Raw genomic sequence first — 21,702 nt, 5'->3', positions numbered from 1 at the left:
ACAGGGATGAATAATGATGAAAAAAAGGTGCAGTTGGCCAATGACCTTATGCTGGGGATTAATCACAGTTGCCATTAGTGGTTGTAGTGGTGTGACAGAAAAAATAACTAACCTGTGGTCATCACCCAATGCAGTAAAAGAAATAGCTGTGGTGGCTGAACCCACCGCTAATCAAAACTCAGCTACTGCACTTGATATCGTATTTGTGTATGAAAATGAATTGGTAAAGCAACTTCCTGATACGGGGCCAAAGTGGTTTCAAGCACGTGCTCAATGGCAACAGCAATACCCACAGCAGTTTGAGTGGGTTTCATTGCAGATTCCTCCTGGGCAGCAGGTTAAACAGGTGACTTTGCCGGATTGTGCCAGTGACGCACAGTATATTGTAGGGTTTGCTAACTATCTGACTGAACAAGGTCAATACCCTTTCAACCTCACTCCGCTAAAGCAGGTTCAAATTCGCTTACAGGCGGATCGTATTGAAGTCATCGATAAAACAATGAACTGAGGTTGGATCATTTAACGAGTGCAGGATGCATCAATGAGATCAATGGAGTGATATATGAGCCAGCGTTTGCCAGAAAAGATTCAATGGGCAGAAGGGATGCTTCTGACGCCCCAACACTTTCAGCAGCAGGATCACTATTGGCAGGCGATGTTACAGTTCAGTCGGGCACTACAACAACCTTATCACTGGGGGATTGTTGACTGCCAAATAGATCAAGCGGCTTTACATGAAGGGCAGTTAGTGGTTGAAAAGCTGCAGGCCGTGATGCCTTCAGGCCTGTTTGTGCAATATCCACCTCATGAGCCACAAACTCCACTAGCCGTTGACCTGACCCAACTCAAAATGGGAACAAGTTGTACTGTGCAACTGGCGGTTCCTCAGCCCCTGCAAAATGGTGGGCAAGGCCAAGCTGTACAACGTTATGTTCCCGGCTCTCAGCAGTTAGTGGCGGATGAAAATACTGGAGTAGGGGAAGTCGCGATTTATCGGGTATGCCCTAAGCTGACACTGCAGACTGGAGAAACATTACCTCCGCAGTGGGAGACCCTTAAGCTCTTTGAGGTGGCTTCAAGCCATAACGGCGAGCTGCAGCTTACCGATTACCATCCTCCAATGCTGTTTTTGGAAAGTAGCTTGGTGATGGGAGACCAAGCCTTAAGTAATCGAGTTCAACAGTTGGTGCAACGACTCAGGACAAAGGCTACTGAGCTAGCAGGGAGTACTCCTGGTCATGGTGCTACGGCAAGTCCACAGCAACGGCCAACAATTTATCAGTTAGTGGCAGCGCTTCCAGCACTCGAAGTGCTGGTTCGCTCAGGGAAAGTTCATCCATTTACCTTATATTTAAAGCTCGCCGAAGTCATAGGGGCACTGTCTCCACTGGAATCGAGCCTGCTGCCCATGCGCTTACCCAAGTATGACCATAATAATATTTCAGCAGTTTTTAACCCTGTATTGCAGGCAGTTGATAGGCTTATCAGTAAAGTTAATGTGGCCTATGATGCCTTACCTTTTGAAAAGCAAGCGACAGGTCGCTTTATCCGGATATTGGGTGAACGCCTTTTACAAGAGCCTTTATTACTGGAATTAACACCACATCCTGGGCAGTCAAGCCGGCAAATGTTGGAGTGGCTGAAAACAGCACGTATTGCCAGCGAAAAAATTATGCCTATTTTACGCCAGCGAAGACTGACGGGGGCTATAGTGCGTCGCTTATCAACTGCCCAGTGTTCGCAGTGGGGGTTAACTGATAACGGCTGTTGGTATTTGTTAAGAAATCAGCAAATAACACTTCAGGATAAGGCGGAACCTGTAATTGCTCAGCAGCAGCCATTGTGTATTGAAGGCTCGGTCAGTGAGTCCGGACCTGCGGCCATTACCCTCTACCGACCACGTCGGAAAGTCACTAAACCTGAGCAAAAGGAATTGGCTGATGTCAATGTATGTTAATGAAGGCGATCATCAGCTGGTTAGCTTGTTTACTGCGTTTTACCAACAACTGGCACAATTAAAATCATTACAGCGTGAAGGTGAGCTTAGCACTTGGTTACTGGAAGAAAACCAAGCCCTTGCCATTAATGAGGTTGAGTTAGCCGCATTGGTACAAAATCGCTTATTAGCTCAGCTGCACCAGCAAGCAGAGCTGTTACAGAGTATGGGGTCGCAGGGAGAAGTGCGGGCTTATCGCATGGCGCAGTATGTGATGGCAGTATTGGCCGATGAAATTCTGTTGTTGGAATGTGAATGGCAGGGAAAAGCCTGTTGGACTGAGTTTTTGCTTGAAACCCAGTTATTTAACAGCGCAACAGGGGGAGAAGGGTTTTATCACTATTTGGATAAACTACTATCGATTCGCCTTAAGAAGCCTGTGCATCACTCATTAGCCGCAATATTTCTAATGGCTCTGCAGCTGGGTTTTCGAGGGCAATATCGTGGTAGTCAAGGCGCACCCGTTATTGAGCAATATCGGCAAAAGTTAGGGCGCTTTTTAGGGGCAGGGGTAAGTTTGAATGCTGAGCGGTTGTTTCGCCAGGCTTATCAGGGACAGCTCGGTAATATTCAGTTAGCAAAACTTCGCCCGATGTTGCGCTGGTGGATTATGATGGGGGCGGGAGCAGCTACGTACCTGGTGATTTCTTCTGTAATTTGGCTGGCTTCAATTCAACGTGTTCAGCACATTATTGCTAGCTAGCCCCCTGTGTCAGGATAGTGTTCTCGGCCCCTAGTATGGTTAATCGTGGACAATTAAGGCAAGGATAGGGATGTATTGTGAACACATGGGTTGTGTTTTTTATTATTTTGCTAATTGGACTGATTATTTTTTCGGTAATGGCTTGGTTTATTGGCCGCCGAGCAGATAAACCAATACGTTACCAACCATTACCGCTAGCTTCTGCTAATAAACACTGGCGTCAGTTTCTGGTGATAGCCTGGTCATGGCTTAAGCAGTTTAAAGCTTACTTGCAGCGGCAGTGGTGGCGTTGGCATCAGCGTCGTCAAGGTGCTTACTGGTTACCTTGGGTTTTACTGTTAGGTGATAACGGAGCCGGTCGCCACAGCCTGTTAGCATCATTGCAGCGGCAGCAGCAGTTATTAAGCCATGAAGATTGCTGGGGATTTTCTCATCAAACCCAGTGGGACTGGTTGGCAACTGATCTAGGGGTACTGGTTACTCTTCCTCACTCTGACCAGCCTATAAAAGAAGTGTGGGAGCATCATTTAAGGCATCTAGTAGTATTGAGGTCAGAGCGGCCACTTGATGGCGTGGTGGTGGTTATTGATGTCCCACAGCTGTTGATGGATGACCCCTTAACGCAAACCCAGCAAATCAAACTTTATCAGCATTTACTACACAGCTTACCGGATAATCTCGGCTTTCAGTTACCCGTCTATGTGTTATTGACACAGGCCGATGTATTATCTGGCTTTACCTTATTTTGGCAGGAGCTGGATGATGCCCAGCAAGGTGAAATGGTTGGCTGGTCAAATCCATATCCAGTGGCTGAGCCTTTTAATGTGGAATGGGCAGAAGAGGGCTTATCGTCAATTCGCCAGGGGTTGGAACATTATTTATTACAGCGAGCAACTCGTGGTGAGCTAGAAAGCGCGGATGAGGTTTTTTTATTTGCAGAGCAGTTTAACCGTTTACAAACACCACTGATGTGTTGGCTTACAGCGTTATTTGGACAGCCAGAAGCACCTCAAGGGCTTCTGTTCAGAGGGGTTTACTGTTGTGGGAGTGTAGCGGCTGAAGGTCAGTTTCAAAAAGAAATTCGGAGTGATATCTGGTTTCTTAGCCATTTATTTGGCCAGAAGTGCTTTTCTGAAAAGCATTTAGCGCAGCCTAGTCATCAAGGGATATGGCAACGAGATCAGCAAAATCGTCGTTGGCGCTGGGGCTTTGCTGTTGGCGCACTATTGTTGGCTGCAGGATTAACGGTAACGACCATAAAACTCCAGCAGCAAGTGGATACTGTTGTTTACTCACTAAAGCTTTTGCAACAGCCTACCCAGAATGCACAAAGAGAGCATGGGTGTATTAGTAAAACAACGGTGTTTGACTTGCTTGATCATTTGGCCCGGCTGGATACTCACATGTCGTTTGCCGCAATTCCACTGTCTTGGGTGGATAATCGTGTTGGTCAGCAAACAACGCGTTTTGTTGCAGAGCAAGCCTTTGCCGATGTGATTTTTCCGAGTCTGGCGTGCCATCTTCAACATGATATCGATACGCTAGCAGGTTACGTATTACCGACGCTGGGGGCAGATAAGTCGGTCACGCACTTGGCTGAAGTGCAGCAGGCACTCATAGACTATACCCAGAAGTGGCAAGTGCTTGAGAAAAACCTAGCGTTATTTCGACAAATCAGTGAGTTCACGGATCACTATCGAACCGATGAAATATTCCCCTTATTTGAACAAGTCACAGATTATGTGTTTGGGGAACAACTACCTATCAGTACTAAGCGACTAAATGGCTTACATCGTGCCGCCTTAGCTAATGTGATTTACCAAGAGTGGCCTTCAGTAAATGAAGCTACGCAGATACTAGTGAGTCAGCGTATTAGTGAAGGTTTTGTGGGTTGGCGTCAGAGCTTGCAGGATGCATTGGTTCAGGGGGAAGACTGGCTGCGTAACTTGCGGCAGCATACTGCTCAAGACCAGTCGCAGCTGATTAGTTTAGCTAGCTGGCTAACCTGGATTGATCAGCAGTGGCTTGCCAGTGGTCTAGAAGAAAATAATTGTGAACAGCTGAGAAATCAGTGGTTACCTCCAGTTAAAGCCCTAGTGCAAGATTATGGTTATCCATTGTCTGTTTCTCCGCTGACTGCCAGTCTTCAGCCTGATCATTGTGATCAGCGTATTGATCGTCAACTACTGGCGATGCAAGTTTCCCCTTATGGCCACTTATTTCGTAGTGATGCTAAGGGGGGGATTTACTTAGCAGACCCTTTGAAAGAGGAGGTATCTGGTTTTTATGCAGTCAGTGAGCTGGATTATTTTAATATTGAGCCAACCAAGCAGATGCAGTGTCCTGCAACATTACGGGGGTGGAATGCTCAGCCACTTCAACTATTGCTTGCGGCTTTACGGGAATATCAACAGTTTATGGTGAGTCGCAAACTGGAATTGCAACAGGCCGATTTACCACTCTATGCAGCTATGGCCAAGGATCACTTACAGGGGGTTAGTGAACACCTGTTGAGCAAGGCTCAGTTGACCAGTACGTTAGCTGATACGATGGACAGCTCAACAACCAATATTGTTTTGGCACAAGAGCGTCTTATTATCAACACTGAACAGCAGTTTAAGGAAGTGTTGTCAGCCCTGTTATTAATTATGGGGCAATTTCAACAGGTGCAGCTGATTGCACAGCAACAAGCGCTGTCCCAGTGTATTCAGCTGTTCGCATTAGCACAATTACGGGACATTAAATTATTGGCGGTGTCCAGCAAACTGTACGAACCAAAAGTAAACTCGCAACAGCCTAAGGATACCAGTCAGCTGTTGTATAGCTTAGGGGACAAAAGTAAAACACAGGAGTTTTTGCAACAACAATGGCAGCGCAGCCAAATTATTGTTGGTTATACCACGCCTTATTTATTTGTGCTGAATAACACTTATGATTCTAATAATGGGACAAGCGGGGCTGGTGCTGTAAAACAGTTTTGGCGTAATACCATCAATGAGATGCAAGCCTATCAAGCTCAGAATAATAACCAAGGTGAAGTCGGTAAACTCAATCATTTTATTACAAATCAACTGAGTCAATTAACGCTGGATAACTGTAGTCAGCGCTTAGCATCATATACCCCTCTAACCACCACTAGTGATTTATTTGCTCGTCAATATCAGCAGTTAGAGCAGCATGCAATGCTGTGGTGTGATAATCAACAACTTGCTTTGGCCTACGAACACTACCGTGAAATAGCACAAGCTTTCAATAGTCTTTTAGCTGGGCGTTATCCTTTTGCTCAGCCAACGGCTAAGGATGTTTCTCTAGAGGCAATACAACAGTTTTTAGCTCTTTATGATCAGCGCCAAGAGGCATTATCAATTTTAAAAAATTTACCTATCCAAAACTCTTCATTTTCATCACAAGGTATACTCAGTAGCGCTGACTTAAGTGAAAAATTTAATAAAAACATAAACTGGAAAAAAGTCGCTGCATTTTTGGTGCAGCTTGATAAAGTACTGCCTTTTTTTAAAACCTATATAGCGGAGCAAACACCGCAGCAAAATGGTATCAAATTAAAGCTTACTTTTCGTGCTAAACCAAAAGACTCTCCTGGCAGTGAACAATTAATTAGCTGGGCACTATTAAGTGGTGAAGAGCGCTCAACCTACCCAAATGGTAATGATCAACTTCATTGGGTGATGGGTGATCCTATTCAGCTTGATTTAACATGGGCAACACAGTCTTCTTTATTACCCTTGGTAGATCCTAAACAAAATACAATGGATATTGTTAATGAGCGAACTGCACGATTTTCCGTCTCTGGACAATGGTCACTCTTGAAGTGGTTACAAGCATTTGGCTCTTATACAACAAGTGCGGCTGACGAAGTGCTATTAGCTTTTAAGGTACCGATTAAACATCGTGATCAGTCACAGCCTCAAGGTGAAAGCAGGTTATTTTTGGCCATGCAGGGGCTACATGTAAAAGATGGTCAAGAACAGCCACTGGTATTACCTGTTCAGTTTCCAACACAAGCCCCTGCAACTTGGTAGTGATATTCAAACAGTGTTAACAGGCCCTAGTTGAGCATTTAACAATGATAATAAAAGTTGGCGGGTGCATCATGCCACTTAGGATAATCTTTCAATGAATAATACATTAGAAGCCTATTACGACTATTTAAGTCAATACGAATTACCTGTTGAAGCTATATTGACACCTATTTCTGAAGCCCAGCCCGGTGGTGAAAACTTAACTGGTAGCCGTATATATCATGCTATCCGAGAAGCAAGGCGGGCTGATGATGCATCGTTGCCACAAGGGGCATGGCAGTATGAGCTAAAGCAAGCAGACTGGCAGGAGGTGATCGAGCTGAGCCGAGATGGATTAGTCAATCAGAGTAAAGATCTACAACTCATGGTGTGGATGTTGGAGGCTTTGGTTCAGCGTTGGGGTATGGAGGTTCTACCTGCTGGCATTACACTACTTCGGCTTTTTTGCGAACAATTTTGGTCAGTCATGCAACCACAGGTGATTGATGATGATATTGAACATCGTTGTAATATTTTATGTTGGTTAGAGCAGCAATGGACCCTATGGTTACGTTTGATGCCTTTATCAGAAGGCGATGACCAACTCAATTGGACTCGATGGGAGCAAGTCAGTCGTAATGAGCAATATGAAATTCAGCGGCAAGGCAATATAGAGACAAAAAATAGAGAGCATTGGCTGCAAGTGATGGCGGCTACAGTGGTTGAGTTTTATGAGCAGCTTGCTGAACAGCTGCTGTTATGTCAGCAGTGTTTGATGGATTTACAATATAGTTTACAAGCGCTGATGCCAGCTAACGAAACACTTTTTACAGCATTACAAGCACAGCTCAATGCCTTGCATACGCTTACACAGTCAGAGTTACAACGCCGTGGACGGATCAATAACGCCGTACCCGCCATTAGTCTCTCGCAACAGGTATGTGCAGTGGGTGGGTTACCAATCCATGATCGTAATGAAGCTTATGCCTACATCACCCAAATTGCAGATTTTTTACAGATGACAGATATCCATAGTCCAGTGCCTTACCTGTTAAAGAAAGCCGTTGAATGGGGAACGCTGGACACAGTCTCGTTATATCAAGAGCTTTTTATTACACGACAAGGGCAGATTAATATTTTTGAGCTGCTAGGCATCAAACCGGATCCTATTGGAAACTCTCGCAGTTAATGAATATTGCTTGATTTTTGCTTACGACAACTGTTTAGCACTTAATGTGCGCCACTTGAAGTAGAGTGCTGGGCGCGCTGGGTACTGGCCGAGTCATTAACAGATGACGAGAGGGTTTGCTGACGAACAGGTAATACCGCATGTCCGGGCCCAAGGTGAGCACGATGTTGAAGCCCTGGAATGAGTTGTTGACGATTAGCAATGGGGCTGGTTGTGCCAGGCTGCAGCTGATGTTGAAGTAGTGTATCAAGTTGATAACTTAATATATGTTGATGTCGAGTAGTAAAGGGAACATGAACTTTTTCTGGTGACTGATAGCGTGGAGAAAAACCATTAATTCCCCATTGGGATAAAATCTGTTCACGACGATGACTTTCTTTGCTAAAAGCTTGCCCCAGCGTTAACCAATGTTGGTTATTGACTCGAAAGATACTTACCATGTGTCGTTGGTTTCGCAACCCAAGATGAAAAGGCAGCTTCATTGAGTGTACTCCTAGCTAGTAGGGGGAGACTTTAGGATGGGCAGCTCTGGGGCTAAGCCAAGATCAATAACCAGCGATAGCTCTGCATTTTTAGCATTGTCTTGAGTGTCAAATGTGCCTGTAGTTACCAATACCCAAGGCAGACCATATTTATCAACGACACGGGCGATATTGGATTGATAACCATAATGTTGCAATCGTTTTACCATAGCGTCAGCCTGAAGTTTGGCAGGAAACAAACCAACCTGCAGAGTATAGGAAGCAGCATCAGCCTTCAGGTTGGTGACTAAGAGGCTTTCATAGGGTATGAGTGATGCGTTGGCTGGTGACGCGTCAGCTGAGCTAGACATAAGAGATGGTATTGAAAGCCACGCCGGAAGTAGCGAGAGTTGAGCTAAAATGGGCTGGCGTACTTTGTTGGGACTGACAATACCTAATAAAAACATAACAGCCCCAAAAAAAATAATAAGCATTATAAAGCCTGTCTTCTTAAGCATAATGTGTTTCCTGTACCCCGGGCTGGGTTTTGACGCTCATTTAATTCTCCATAAAGAATCATAGGTAACTATTCAGCACAAAACAGTCTTCTTTCTTATTATTTTAGGTGGAGTTTAGGCAGAAGGTAAGTTCATGAAAAGTACACAAATATGACAGTATAATGTATGGCTGAAACGTTACAGCTAAATGTTTTTCTAGTTAATCAATATTATTAATTCAGTCTTTTTTTTCTTTGAAACTTTCGTCGAACTACTGTTGTTGAAAATAAAATCCTTCGTATTGGGTATAAACTACGTCTTTCGATTTATTTATTTCACGACTGATCTTTAGCAATCCTTTCAGAGGTGAAAGATTTTATCAATTAAAGAATAGTACGTTTGTGCATGTTTAAAAATTAGTTATTGTTTTTTTTATATCAATAAACCGCTAAATAGGCTTGAGTGAGGTATATTGCGAATTAAGAAGATTATTTATATCACAGTTTTTGCATAATATTGGCAAACATCTTGATTCTATTGCTAAATTCTAAAACACTAGCAGCGGTTAACGGCTGGAGACACTATTTGTACTGTCCATATTGTTGTGGTGTTAGATGTGTATAACCGCAGTGAAGGCTGTACTTAATGCGATGTATTCTGTGAGAGATGTCTCATAGAGTGCAGTAAATTTATATAAGATATTTCTAAATGTATGGGCTGAGCTAAAACTGAAAAACAAGGTTTTATGCTATTTCTGCCTTATATGCCTGTATATACTCTTTAAGTCGTTAATTTTAATGCTTGATACATCTTCAATATAAGTTTATCCACAGTCTAATGATGATGAGTTTTAAATTGTGCACCTTTGTTCACTACTCTTTGTAACCTTTGCCGAGATGCCACCTCAGTCACTTAACGGCCATGAGCACGTTAAAAATAATTGTGGTTACTAGCACTAGTCTTAACAGATTCAATTAGCTTGATAAAAAATTATTTGCTATGGGGATATATGCTATAGATTGCTTATGTTTGAGAAAAGTATACGACAATCATGTCTGATTAAGACGGATGTATTAAATAGTATTATTTTGTAATAGTGTTGTTAAGCGCAAACAAGTTTGATAAAAAATTATATATGGTAAATACAGTATTTGAAAATTGTATAACAAAGAGTATGTTTTGAATGGTTGGTCAGCAGTTTAATGACTAAGGTCAATTATTGTGGTCGTTATTTTATTTTTTACGCATCGCTGGTCATAAGTGTTTTGTCAGCGAAAACGCTAGAATTGTATGGTTCAAGCTAGTGATACCTTCTTTGTAAGGTATAAATTATTAGGGAAAACAAGATGGAGATTCAATGTGACAAGGAGGGTTATAGTATTTGTTTAATATGTTAGGAGAAAATGTACGATAAATTTATTGTTTGATATTGGTGTTAACAAGCACTGCAGGGTTGATTTTAAAAAAATAATTGCGTTGAAGTATTTTATATTTTTTTCTCCTTTTTGTTGGGAGATTTTAATAAAGTGTGGTTTCCAATGCTGGCTATGTGCCTATTATAGGTGCTTAATCTTTTATTGTTATTGCCTAAAAAGTAGTGCATAGCTTATCCATTGGCGTTTACCGTTCTAAAAACATAATACTCTCTGATTCATATTTCTCCAACTATACAGAGAGCACGAAGCCGAAAGAGGTTCACTGTAATGAAAAAGCTTTCATTGTGTATTGCTTTAGCAAGTTATTGCTTAAATTCTTATGCTATAGATCTCCCTCCTACCAGCATACCTCAACATAATAGTGATGTTGGCATGCATAACCACAGTCACTCGCCAGTTGAAAAAGTAACACCCGATATTCGCCCACCTATTGCTGATGATAAAAAAGTCATGGTTGAGGCTATGGCAACCACTAAATGTGATACTCAAAGCTTTGTTGATTTAACAGGAAAAGCGCTTGTTAATAAAATATTTTCTGTAGAGCCTACTTGTATTTACGACTTGTTTGGTATACCCGCAAGCAGTGCTCAGCATGTATTTAAAGATAAACAAATGCAAACAGTTGCAAATAGCTTTTCCGGTTTAGCTGAAGATTATAATGGCAATAATAATGATAAAATCTTACAAATAGTTTTATTTTTAAGAGCCGGGTATTATCAGCAATGGGGGAATCAGGATCAAATTGGTGATTATAGCCCTGCTCTGAAGGAAAAAGTGAAAACGGCAATTTCAAATTTTACTAAAAGTAATCACTTTGATGATGTGAGTCGTGAACACGGAGAAGTTTTGAGAGAGGTTATTACCTTAATTGATAGTGCTGAAGTCAATGGACAGTTTATTCCAACACTAACGCGATTACTCACTAATTTTGGTAGTAAACATAAAGAGCAGTGGCATATGGCAGCTGCACTGAACAGTGTATTCACTGTGTTATTCCGTGGACATAATTTTGAAGACTTTAAAACGAATATTCAGTCTAACCCTGCCATCATAAATAGCTTGTATCAATTCATAACGAATAATGATGACATGCTTGGGGGAGATTATGCATACTTGCTACCTAACGCTGCTCGTGAGTTAGGCCGTTTTTTACAGTACAATGGTAAGTTGAAAGAACAAGCTAAGGAGTCAGTGCTCAGTTTATTACAGCGTTATCAGTTAGGTGGAAAAGGTGGCGCCATTTGGATGGGTGCTGCGGAAATGGCTGATTACTACGATAATGGTAATTGTAGTGAGTATGGTGTATGTAATTTAAGAAGCCGTGTTGAAGAACAGGTATTTAAGCAATACCACGAGTGTGCGAAACAAAATATTGTTATTCGCGCTCAGCAAGCAACCACAAAACAGATGGATAAAAGCTGTAATGAACTCAGTGCACAGTCTACTTATTTTCATGACCAGTTTAAAACAAATTACCAGCCAGTTAAAGATGATAATAATGATAGCCTAGAAGTCGTGGCTTTCCATACCCGAGAAGATTACCAAACTTATGCGGGATTCTTATTTAATATCAGTACGGATAATGGCGGAATGTATCTGGAGGGAGATCCAAGCCAGAAAGGAAATCAGGCGCGTTTTATTGCTTATGAAGAAGTAGGAACGAATAATTTCGAAGTATGGAATTTACGCCATGAGTTTAATCATTATTTAGATGGCCGTTTTAATATGTACGGCGATTTTAATGATGCAATTTCAGCACGTACCGTCTGGTGGATTGAGGGTATGGCTGAATATATGGATAAACGTAATAGTAACGCACATGCAATTGAATTGGGTAAAGCTAAAACCTACCGGTTAAGTGAAATACTTTCAAATGATTATAATAGTGGCACTGACCGTATTTATTATTGGGGATACCTGGCTTCCCGCTTTATGTTTGTAAAACACTCTGCGGATATTGTGCAAGTGCTAAATTATTTCCGTAATGGAGATTATTCAGCATATACAGAACATATGGGAGGTATCGGCTCTCGCTATGATGAAGAATTTTTCAGCTGGATTGATACTCTGGAAGATAATGGTGATGGCGACGATAACGGAGACGATAATGGCGATGGAGATGACAACGGGGACGGAGACGATAATGGCGATGGAGATGACAACGGGGACGGAGACGATAATGGCGATGGAGATGACAACGGGGACGGAGACGATAATGGCGATGGAGATGACAATGGGGACGGCGATGATAATGGTGATGGAGATGACAACGGAGACGGCGACGACAACGGTACTTGTGTAGGTAAGCAGTCTACTGATCGAGATGATGAATTGATCAGTGCTCAGCCCAAGGTTAATTTATCGGGTGGTGCGCAGTATTATTTTGTTCAAGTACCTGATTGTGCCAATAAATTAACGCTCTCTGTTACTGGTGGTACTGGCGATGCTGATTTATACGTTAATAATGAAGGATGGCCGACACAAGATGCTTATGATTACAACTCAGCAGGAAAAGGTAATGAAGAGCAAATAGTCATTCAGTCACCTGAAAAAAATGATTATTACCATATTTTATTATCTGCTAAATCAGTGTTTAGTGGCGCTAAATTAAGTGTTAACTTTAATGATGCTGTTACTACACCTGATCCAGGCCAAGACAACTGTCAAAAGCAGCGCCAAAGCGATCGAGATGATGAACTGACAAATTGCTCTCCTAAACAGCTAAGCAGTGCTTACAGTCAGTATTTTTATATATATGTACCTGCTGATACTGCCAAGCTGACAGTTTCCACTCAAGGTGGGTCTGGTAATGTCGATTTGTACATGACGAAAGAGGGTTGGCCAACGACAGAGTCTTTTGAACAATCTTCAACACAGGCAGGTAATACCGAGCAAATCATTATAAATAATCCTGCTTCTGGTTATTATCACTTGCTGATTGAACCTAAAGCGCCTTATGAAGATGTTAAGTTAGAAGCCAGGTTCTAACATAACACTTATCTTCACCTTTAAAGAACAAGCCTACTGTACTATTTGTCTGTAGGCTTGTTTTTTAAACACCTTATCCTGACTCCGCCTACCATTAGCAAACCTAAAAATGCAACAGACGTTGAAAGCATTTTTATCAACTCTATTACTGCGGATTTAATATTTCCATGCCAAAGCAACGTAATATTTATTTTGGCGGGATTACTATGAAAATAATTTAGTGCACTACAGTTAGGGTAGCATTAAATACATGAAAACTGCGACATAATGTTAAGAAAACGTTGAAAGGTAGTTAAAAATTAGGGGTTGCTACTTGTTAGGTTTGCTTTCAATGTTTAAGTCTGAAAATAACATTATCAATATTTTAAGTATGATATATAATGAAGTGGTAATAGCTAAAAGAAGCCAATAGTTTAGAAAGATTATTGCAAAAATTGATAAGGCTAAGTTTGTCCAATAAAAAAGTCTAGTGCTGAAATAACTATATTCTTATAGTAATACCTAAAGCCATTATTATTGGCTGAAGAGCAAAATAGTAAGGTGATAAAGATTCGAATTAAAGTTAAATCTTTTGTTTTAAGTGCTTCTTTATTTTTCATATAACCCCCCAGCAAAATTGAATTCAGCCATTTCAATAATTGCTGAATAGGCTGCTTTTGGCATTAATGCTGTGTTTTAAAAAGTAGTGACATTTTATCTTCAAGAACTTTACTGTAGTTTAATCGTTTTTGTATGAGTTAACTATTGTTAAGTGTATCAGCAAGTGGACTGCTTGCCTGATGATGACTTAAAAGAGTTTTCTACTGATTGATAGTTTCATTAAGAAATCATAAGTGACGGTGCAACAAGCAGAATCTTTAGTTCAATCTTTGCTGTTCAGTAAGGTAAGGAAAGGTAGGGCAGGTTATAGGTTGTTTCTTGGGGACGTGTGTTATGAGTACGGCTCTTGAATTACCTAATGGTGGCAGGAAAAATAAAGGCTGGCTAATTTCCTCTGAACCGTCTGCCGCAAGGATGCGGCAGCCGAGCTTCCAGGGAAGGATTGACAGCGTGTTCAGTGGGATTTAAGCAGCCTCTATTTTTCATACTTATATCCTTATCCCACAAATTGTAAGCTGTTGTCAAAAGCTTATTGGGTCAGAGTGACTTCATAAACTGCAAAGCCTATATCGTCTTTCTCCACAGGTTTCATAGGGTACTGGCTATGTTGCTTGATAAAAGTAGACGCTTTAGGGTCTGGAGATGTCTCTACCAGGATCTTTAACGGAGTTTTATTATTGATAGGTTTAAAGGACCAGTTATTGTCTGCTGTGGGTGTTACTTTACCTTTTGATTTAGTTTGTTGCTGAATATAGTTGGCGAGCACCTGGCGATTTTCATCGGGGGCTGCAAATGCGATAAACTCTTCTCCTGTGCCAGGGAATGAACCACCATAAGCTCTGTAGTTGTTGGTTGCGAGAAGGAAAGGCTGATCGTCGGTGATCGGTTTGCCTTGATAGGTTAGGTTATAAATACGTTGTGCTTTGGCATTTTTAAGTTGACAGCTTGAATCGTATTTAGCGGGTTGTGTTACATCGATTTGGTAACGTACACCATCAATAACATCAAAGTTATAGGTCCTGAAATTATCCCAGTTAATCAGGTGTTGTGCTGTAGTTTGGTTAGGATTAATTTGATTGAACTGGCCTGCTGCACACTCCAACCAGGCTTTAACATGCTTTCCTGTGACTTTAAGTGCAACCAGGGTATTAGGATAAAGATACAGGTCGGCAGCATTACGATAGGTTAGAGTGCCTTTGGCGACTTCTGTAAAGTTGGTGGGGTCATTCTTACGGCCACCTACTTTAAAAGGTGCGGCAGCAGATAGCACAGGGATATTGGCAAGGTCGGGATCACCTTGAATATAACGTTCAACGTAATCTTTTTGGGCATCATTGACGATTTGAATAGAAGGGTCATCTTGTAAAAGAGCCAAGTAACTATAAATATCATCACTGGACTTCCCGATAGGTTGATTCACAAACTTCAAAGTTGCTTGATGATCTTCGGCAAGTAGCTTGGTTAATTGCTTATCAGGCATCACTTGCTTTGTTTTATCTTCATTAAATATGCCTCGGACTGAGCCTTGTTTGCTGGTGATCTGCCACTGCTCATTTTTTTGCGTTAAGGTGAGATCAACAATACCAATATGATCTGCCCAACGTCCTGGCATTACAGCAGGAATACCATTAATGGTGCCTTGTTTAATATCGACACCTGGAATACGGCTAAACTCTTTTGAAGGAAAGACAGCATGTGCGTGGCCAAAGAGAATAGCATCAATGCCTGATACTTGTGTTAAGTAATACACTGAGTTTTCAGCCATGGCTGTATAAGGTTCTGTACTTAAACCTGAGTGAGGGATTGCAATAATGATATCAGCCCCTGCTTGTTTCATTTCAGGGATAAGTGTCTCTGCAGTTTTTTTGATATCTGTTGCGACAACGTTACCGGTTAGATTTTTTTTATCCCAGAGCATAATTTGGGGGGGAACAAAACCGATGTAACCGATGTTGAGCGTATGTTGTTTTCCTGCTTTATCGACAACGGTTGTAGGTTTAATCAGGTACTGCTTGAAGTAAGGTTTGCCTGGCTGACCTTTGCCATTATCGTGAAAAGCATTGGCACAAATATAGGGGAATTTTGCATCATTTATGCTTTCTTGGAGGAAGGAAAGACCATAGTTAAACTCATGATTACCAATATTGCCGACATCATATTGTAGTTGGTTCATCGCTTTATAGGCAGGGTGTAGTTGTCCTTTTTTTAATCCTCTTGAAGCAATATAGTCTCCTAAGGGGCTGCCTTGTAACAGGTCGCCATTATCCACTAAAACACTGTTTTTCACTTCTTGACGGGCTTCTTTAATCAGTGTTGCAGCTCGGGTTAAGCCGATTTTTGGACTGGGTTTGCCTTTGTAATAGTCAAAGTCCATTAAATTGGCATGAATATCGGTAGTTTCAATGATGCGGAGCTTAATCGTTGCGTCTGGGGTGCTACTGAAGCTATTGGAACTGATCGTAAGCGCAACAATAGACATAACAGCTTTAATATGAATACTCATTTAGTGCTCACTTAAGTAAGGTTGTATCCAAAGTAGGTTGCAGATAAAGATGACATGGTTGTAATTCAACCTGATGTCAACTGAGTTGTTGTTTTGCACCTTGCTTTGAATCGTTTTGTCATACGTAGTCTTGAAGCGTTATCAAACCATAGGCATAGAAAAAAAAGCAAGGAGCAAGCGGCTTATAGTCACTGCTTTTAATCAGACGACTTTAATGAAGAATTAATATGGTGCTGCAGTCTACATTTTTGATGTTGGACAAGGTAGGTGAATGCTTGCCATCTATACTTTCACTACCGAGTCACTCGCTTATTTACCCTGCAGTTTGGGTGTACCCTTGGAAAAGGCATATTCCTCTGTACTTTGTCGGAATGGAGTTCTGACCTTTGACGGGTGAGCGGACTAGAACACGACAGATTATTTGGGTAAGAGGTTATTCGATGAAGACAGTAACATTGACCACGAAGGATTCCATGATTACCAGTGATCAAGGTGTTTTTCAGGGATGGAAGCAGTTTATTGATCATTTAGCCAGCAATAGCCCTGCAGGTGCCACGTTAGTCGATCGGTTGTCAGGCTCACATGGGTTTACCATGCCACTGATTCATCGACACAGCTGGTTGGTAGTAACTCCCAAGGGAGAGCGATTTGTGGTTAAGCGCAAAAATGAATGTTAATTAAATTCTTCTCGGTTTGAACTTTATTTTTGTAATAATAACAGCGCAGTTGTCTATACAAAGTAAGTGTCAATGTGACTAATTTGTCCTACAGAACTTACACTCTCTTTTATTGAGAAGATCATTTAGGCAACTGTTGTTGTGTGAGGTATTTACTAAAAAAGCCCGCTATTTATGATGTTCCTCTTGCTAATAAATTAGCATTAATTGCTTTGAGTTTAGCTTTCCTTGCCAAAATAGACTGCTAATTATGGCTAGCGCTCCATGGGAAAATTAAGTAACAATGGTGTCCATACCATTTTTAGGTGAGCGTTGATTTTTCTAGCCTTAGGCCAGTTTGGTCTGAAAAAAACACCTTGTCATAAATTAAATAGTTCCGCACAACTTACGCGCAGTGTATGTCCTATTAGGTTGTTGTTTTTTTACTGATGTTAATAGGTAAACTCGCGCTTTTCAGTGACAGACTTTACGGTCGTGTGATGTGTTGTTTTTTGGTGCGTCGGTTCTATTGAGGCACTATATACAGGCAAAATCATGGTTAATCCGAAGAGTCATTTTTTTTATTGGAAAATATATTGCATTTAGGAATCTCATTGTAATATATTGGAGCTGTAAACATGGAAAAGTTTACTTTTATTAAATAAGAACTGCCTCAAGGGCGTTAGAAATTCCATAAATTAATAATTATATCTGCAAAATAATAAGCAGGGAGTGTGGTAAAAATATAAAGGTAGCAGGAAGCTATCAAACAAATAGATTGACTATTATCTGAGTGATTAGGGGCTATCAATGACGAAAACATTATGTGCTTTTGTGTCTATTTCTGTAGGCTGTTTGTCGGGGGGCGTATTAGCTGAAGAAGTGTTAGGGATAGCACCAAAGACAAATCGCATAATTATTAAATATAAGCAATCCACCTCAAAAAAAACAATGGGTCCAATGTCTGCTCCGGCTGTTAATGCGCAACCTCGCATGTTAGCAACAGCTGCTGGAGAAAAGCTTAACCAACTTAAAAAAATAGATAATAATAAAGTGATTTATACGCTGGGTGAGCAGATGGATGTGGCAAAAGTCGAGGCGATAGCTGCGTCATTAGGCAACGATAGCCGTATAGAGTATGCTGAGCCTGACTATATTATGACAATTCAGCAAACGCATCCAAATGACCCTCGTTATGCGGAACAGTGGAGTTATCATAGTAATGATGAAATTACCGGCGGTATGAATTTACCTGATGCCTGGTCAATTACTCAAGGTAGTCAGGATGTCGTAGTTGCTGTTGTCGATACAGGTATCCGTTATCACGAAGATTTAATGGATAATATCGTTCCTGGCTATGATTTTATTTCAGATGAGTTTGTCGCTAATGATGGTGATGGTCGAGATGATAATCCGCTTGATTCTGGAGATTTTACCCGGCAAGGGGAGTGTGGTTACTCAAGTGGTCAACCTGTACCTTCGAGAGATGAAACCAGTTCATGGCATGGTACTCATGTTGCGGGAACCATTGCAGCGGTAAGTAATAATGGTATTGGTGTCGCTGGTGTCGCTTGGAAGAGTAAGATTCTGCCTGTACGTGTATTGGGTCGCTGCGGGGGCTATACCAGTGATATTGTTGAAGGTATGCGCTGGGCTGCAGGTTTACAAGTTGATGGGGTACCTGCAAATAAAAACCCAGCACAAGTTGTAAATTTAAGTTTAGGTGGTGAAGCGCCATGTAGCCGTGTGTATCAGGAAGCAATTGAAGATATCACTGAAAAAGGCACCACTGTTGTTGTTGCTGCCGGTAATGAAGGCGTGCGTATCACTAGTCGTAATGCAGCACCTGCCAATTGTTCTGGTGTTATTACTGTTGCGGCTAATAACAAAAGTGGCGAACGTTCTTACTACTCAAATTATGGTGACTACGTTGACGTTGCGGCACCCGGTGGTGAAACCAAAGTTAAGAAATATGACTACTGGTCTGGTACATACACTTGGCAGAAGCGACCTGAAGGTGGCATTTTATCAACTTTAAATGCTGGGCAGTCTTATCCTGGAAGTGATAACTATGATTACTATCAGGGCACCAGTATGGCGACACCCCATGTGGCTGGATTGGTAGCATTAATGTATGCGGTTAATCCAAAAATTAAACCCAGTACGGTTCGTTCAATCCTGAAAAGCACTGCGAGACAAACTGACTGTGATGAGTGTGGTGCTGGTGTGGTAGATGCTTATGAAGCGGTGAAGAAAGCCAAACTTTATTACTGATAAATAGAGTATTTAAATCAGAGCCTCTAAAGAAAAAGGTCAAGCATTGCTTGACCTTTTTTGTGTGTGACGATTTTTAAGGCTTTTTAGCCGGCTCATAACTGTAATTGACTTCATTTTTAGTTAAGAACATGGGCTTATGGCCAAGCTTATCCCGATAAATAACCTGATATGCCAGCACATTTTGTACGTATTTTCGGGTTTCATTAAAGGGTATCACTTCAACCCATACATCATGGGGTAACTTGCGATGGCGCTTCAACCACTGATTTACCCGATGAGGTCCAGCATTATAAGCAGCTGTGGCTAAAATTCGATTACCATTAAATTGCTTGTACAGCTCAGCCAGATAAGCGCTACCTAATTTGATGTTGGTTTCAGGTTTTAGGAGTTGCTTGGTACTTTGATAGGGAATGCTATTTTTTCGAGCAACATAGCGAGCCGTTGCTGGCATCAGCTGCATAAGGCCCATTGCCCCTGCGTGAGAGCGAGCTTTATACATAAAGGCACTCTCTTGTCGGGTAATAGCAAAAACCCAGCTGCTATCAAGGTCCTGGGCACGACTATTTTTGAGGATGGGTTTTTTATAAGCAACCGGAAAGCGCAGGTTTAAATCGTCCCAATACTCAGCACGTGCGGTACTAATAATAGAAGGAAAATACCATTGCCAGCTCATGGCAACTTCAGCTGCAGCTAATAACTCTTCGCGATTCATTTGGCTAGCCATGTGATACCACTCACGACGGGCAGGCCAAAGTTGCTCCATTTGAAAAAATTCTTGAGCGCGTTGAACGGCTGGTAGCTGTTGTACACGGCTTCGTGTTTTTGACGATACTGGGTAAGGCTTATGTTGAAGCGCATAATTCCGGCTCATTCTATCTGCAGCTAAAAAGCCATAAAAATCCCGTTCACTATCCGCGAGTTTGCGATAGATAGTATGAGCTTCATCACGCTTAGCCTGTGAGGGATTACTGGCTTCAATAGCGCGAGCATACCAATATTGCCAGCGGCTGGTTTGTCTTTCTTCTTTAGGAAAGGCTTGTGTCCATTTGGCAATACTGGCCCAGTCCAGTTGTCGCAATGCTTGTCGTAAGCGCCAGGTAATTAGCTCGGTTTCTTGATGCTTTGCCAGGACACTATCAATCCACTGTTGGTGTTTTTTAGTGTATTTTCGCATTAAACGGTAGGCTAACTTAGTTTCTACATAAGCTTGCTGTTTATCTGTAAACCTGTGTTGTTTCTGGTAAGTAGTCCAAAGGGAGAGGGCTTTACTCGGCTTGCTTTTTGCCAGGCGAACCAGACCAGTACTGATAATGTCACCCATTTGGGCATGTTTAGCAGAATAATTTGCGGTTTTGGTGAGCCGATTAGGCTGGTGATAGGTGTTGAAATAAAGATTACCCAGGCCACGTTGAGATTTGGGTAAATAACGAATGAGATAGCGGCCCAAAGTACCTTGATTTTCGGCATAGGCCAAGACCATGCGTTGCCAAACTAAATCGGGGGTTAATTTATTGGCAGACCGCCAATTATTCAGTAATGGGTCACAGCTTTTGGGTAGCGATTTGCCTGTTAGCCACAGTTGTTGTGCACCGGCATAGGCTGCTTTGCTATTACCTGTTTGTAATTGAGCATAATGAAAGCTGCATTGTAGATCAGTCGATTTATTATCTTCAGGAAAGTGCTTGAGCAAAGTTTGCCACTGCTTTTTATTTGCTAAAGAACGTAACCATTTTTGCTCCAGCCTATTTGTGAGTGGAACATCCTGATATTTATTCACGAACTGAGCAATAGTGCGATTGCTTTTTGAAGACAGTCCTCTATCAAGCTGATAGTACTCAAGGTAGGGGTAAAGAGGATAGTGGCTCAGCTTCTTTTTTAGGGTGTTAAATTGCTTGTTATTATTAGCACGATAGGCTTTTATTGCCTGCTGATAGTAGCTGCGCTCTTTGCTGTAAGGTGTCTGGGCGCTGGCAAAGGCTGTTTGGCTGGTAATGGCCAGCGTCATACAGGTGGAGAAGGGCAGCAAGAACCCGACGCGCAACACCTGACTTATGGGGATGGGTTTGAGCAATACGTTAATAGGCATCATGGAATTGCTGTCTTGGTTAAATTCTGTTGAAAAGGGCTATGTCAAAAATAGTATCTATGTACAGATAATAATAGTCGTCTTGGAGTTCCGTTGATAACATTTGTCTCAATCAATAATGTGGTACGTTGGTGAATCACTCTGTGAAGTTGCACATTGAGTTTAGTCAGGTGTCTGGCTTCAGCATAACCGCTTCTATACTACAGATTGAATGCGCCCAGGTGTCATAATGATGTTTGCCTGAGCTACCCAGTTAATGTACACATTTAGGCATTTAATGTTGTGTTATTG

13 protein-coding genes are annotated in these 21,702 nt (G+C 41.7%); 8 read left to right on the top strand and 5 right to left on the bottom strand.

The annotated features are described in order from the left end of the window. The first annotated feature begins 13 nt into the window (after nt 1-13). The 5 genes from F607_RS27690 (at nt 14) to tssA (ending at nt 7,907) form a co-directional block, all read left to right on the top strand. A complete protein-coding gene (locus tag F607_RS27690) occupies nt 14-508 on the top strand; it encodes a hypothetical protein (RefSeq protein ID WP_157365356.1) in 495 nt (164 codons plus the stop codon). Nucleotides 509-562: 54 nt separating this feature from the next. Further along, nucleotides 563-1,957: a type VI secretion system baseplate subunit TssK gene (tssK, locus tag F607_RS0101515; RefSeq protein WP_027706622.1), complete on the top strand. Its 1,395-nt coding sequence runs from the start codon at nt 563-565 to the stop codon at nt 1,955-1,957. Further along, nucleotides 1,941-2,699: a DotU family type IV/VI secretion system protein gene (locus F607_RS0101510; RefSeq protein ID WP_027706621.1), complete on the top strand. Its 759-nt coding sequence runs from the start codon at nt 1,941-1,943 to the stop codon at nt 2,697-2,699. The genes tssK and F607_RS0101510 overlap by 17 nt, the downstream gene beginning before the upstream one ends. A gap of 77 nt (nt 2,700-2,776) precedes the next feature. Continuing rightward, nucleotides 2,777-6,739, top strand: a complete 3,963-nt coding sequence (locus F607_RS0101505; protein ID WP_027706620.1) for a type VI secretion system protein — start codon at nt 2,777-2,779, stop codon at nt 6,737-6,739. 94 nt (nt 6,740-6,833) lie between these two features. Then, the gene (gene tssA / locus F607_RS0101500; protein WP_027706619.1) at nt 6,834-7,907 is read left to right on the top strand and encodes a type VI secretion system protein TssA; all 1,074 of its coding nucleotides are present in this window, start codon (nt 6,834-6,836) and stop codon (nt 7,905-7,907) included. A 41-nt stretch (nt 7,908-7,948) separates the two neighbouring features. Here tssA and F607_RS0101495 read toward each other — a convergent pair whose 3' ends face one another. Continuing rightward, nucleotides 7,949-8,389, bottom strand: coding sequence for a hypothetical protein (locus F607_RS0101495; protein WP_027706618.1), 441 nt, complete (start codon nt 8,387-8,389; stop codon nt 7,949-7,951). A gap of 11 nt (nt 8,390-8,400) precedes the next feature. Then, nucleotides 8,401-8,886 (bottom strand): SPOR domain-containing protein, encoded by a 486-nt coding sequence (locus F607_RS0101490; RefSeq protein ID WP_027706617.1) that lies wholly within the window; start codon nt 8,884-8,886, stop codon nt 8,401-8,403. A gap of 1,682 nt (nt 8,887-10,568) precedes the next feature. Between F607_RS0101490 and F607_RS32440 the strand changes: the two genes are divergently transcribed. Then, entirely contained in the window at nt 10,569-13,289 is a 2,721-nt protein-coding gene (locus F607_RS32440) for a M9 family metallopeptidase (RefSeq protein WP_051310675.1), read from the top strand. A gap of 443 nt (nt 13,290-13,732) precedes the next feature. Here the strand turns inward: F607_RS32440 and F607_RS33945 are convergent, their stop codons facing one another. Continuing rightward, on the bottom strand, nt 13,733-13,888 hold the full coding sequence (locus F607_RS33945) for a hypothetical protein (RefSeq protein WP_157365355.1): 156 nt from the start codon (nt 13,886-13,888) through the stop codon (nt 13,733-13,735). A gap of 530 nt (nt 13,889-14,418) precedes the next feature. Beyond that, on the bottom strand, nt 14,419-16,392 hold the full coding sequence (locus tag F607_RS0101475) for a bifunctional 2',3'-cyclic-nucleotide 2'-phosphodiesterase/3'-nucleotidase (RefSeq protein WP_027706616.1): 1,974 nt from the start codon (nt 16,390-16,392) through the stop codon (nt 14,419-14,421). A gap of 440 nt (nt 16,393-16,832) precedes the next feature. Between F607_RS0101475 and F607_RS0101470 the strand changes: the two genes are divergently transcribed. Together F607_RS0101470 and F607_RS27680 are read left to right on the top strand one after the other, a co-directional pair. After that, nucleotides 16,833-17,069: a hypothetical protein gene (locus F607_RS0101470; RefSeq protein WP_157365354.1), complete on the top strand. Its 237-nt coding sequence runs from the start codon at nt 16,833-16,835 to the stop codon at nt 17,067-17,069. Between the two features lie 789 nt (nt 17,070-17,858). Further along, on the top strand, nt 17,859-19,322 hold the full coding sequence (locus tag F607_RS27680) for a S8 family peptidase (protein ID WP_051310673.1): 1,464 nt from the start codon (nt 17,859-17,861) through the stop codon (nt 19,320-19,322). Nucleotides 19,323-19,398: 76 nt separating this feature from the next. Here the strand turns inward: F607_RS27680 and F607_RS27675 are convergent, their stop codons facing one another. Beyond that, entirely contained in the window at nt 19,399-21,414 is a 2,016-nt protein-coding gene (locus F607_RS27675) for a transglycosylase SLT domain-containing protein (RefSeq protein WP_084611059.1), read from the bottom strand. Between the last annotated feature and the right edge of the window lie 288 nt (nt 21,415-21,702).

Source organism: Zooshikella ganghwensis DSM 15267 (assembly GCF_000428585.1).
Classification (GTDB): domain Bacteria; phylum Pseudomonadota; class Gammaproteobacteria; order Pseudomonadales; family Zooshikellaceae; genus Zooshikella; species Zooshikella ganghwensis.
Note: the sequence above shows the minus strand (reverse complement) of the source record. Positions and strands in the feature narration are given on the sequence as shown.

What these genes read in the sequence shown, in the direction of transcription:
- tssK (WP_027706622.1), top strand. Translation starts at nt 563, where the DNA reads ATGAGCCAGCGTTTGCCAGAAAAGATTCAATGGGCAGAAGGGATGCTT.
- F607_RS0101490 (WP_027706617.1), bottom strand. Translation starts at nt 8,886, where the DNA reads ATGCTTAAGAAGACAGGCTTTATAATGCTTATTATTTTTTTTGGGGCT.
- tssA (WP_027706619.1), top strand. Translation starts at nt 6,834, where the DNA reads ATGAATAATACATTAGAAGCCTATTACGACTATTTAAGTCAATACGAA.
- F607_RS32440 (WP_051310675.1), top strand. Translation starts at nt 10,569, where the DNA reads ATGAAAAAGCTTTCATTGTGTATTGCTTTAGCAAGTTATTGCTTAAAT.
- F607_RS27675 (WP_084611059.1), bottom strand. Translation starts at nt 21,414, where the DNA reads ATGATGCCTATTAACGTATTGCTCAAACCCATCCCCATAAGTCAGGTG.
- F607_RS0101495 (WP_027706618.1), bottom strand. Translation starts at nt 8,389, where the DNA reads ATGAAGCTGCCTTTTCATCTTGGGTTGCGAAACCAACGACACATGGTA.
- F607_RS0101510 (WP_027706621.1), top strand. Translation starts at nt 1,941, where the DNA reads ATGTCAATGTATGTTAATGAAGGCGATCATCAGCTGGTTAGCTTGTTT.
- F607_RS27690 (WP_157365356.1), top strand. Translation starts at nt 14, where the DNA reads ATGATGAAAAAAAGGTGCAGTTGGCCAATGACCTTATGCTGGGGATTA.
- F607_RS33945 (WP_157365355.1), bottom strand. Translation starts at nt 13,888, where the DNA reads ATGAAAAATAAAGAAGCACTTAAAACAAAAGATTTAACTTTAATTCGA.
- F607_RS0101475 (WP_027706616.1), bottom strand. Translation starts at nt 16,392, where the DNA reads ATGAGTATTCATATTAAAGCTGTTATGTCTATTGTTGCGCTTACGATC.
- F607_RS0101470 (WP_157365354.1), top strand. Translation starts at nt 16,833, where the DNA reads ATGAAGACAGTAACATTGACCACGAAGGATTCCATGATTACCAGTGAT.
- F607_RS27680 (WP_051310673.1), top strand. Translation starts at nt 17,859, where the DNA reads ATGACGAAAACATTATGTGCTTTTGTGTCTATTTCTGTAGGCTGTTTG.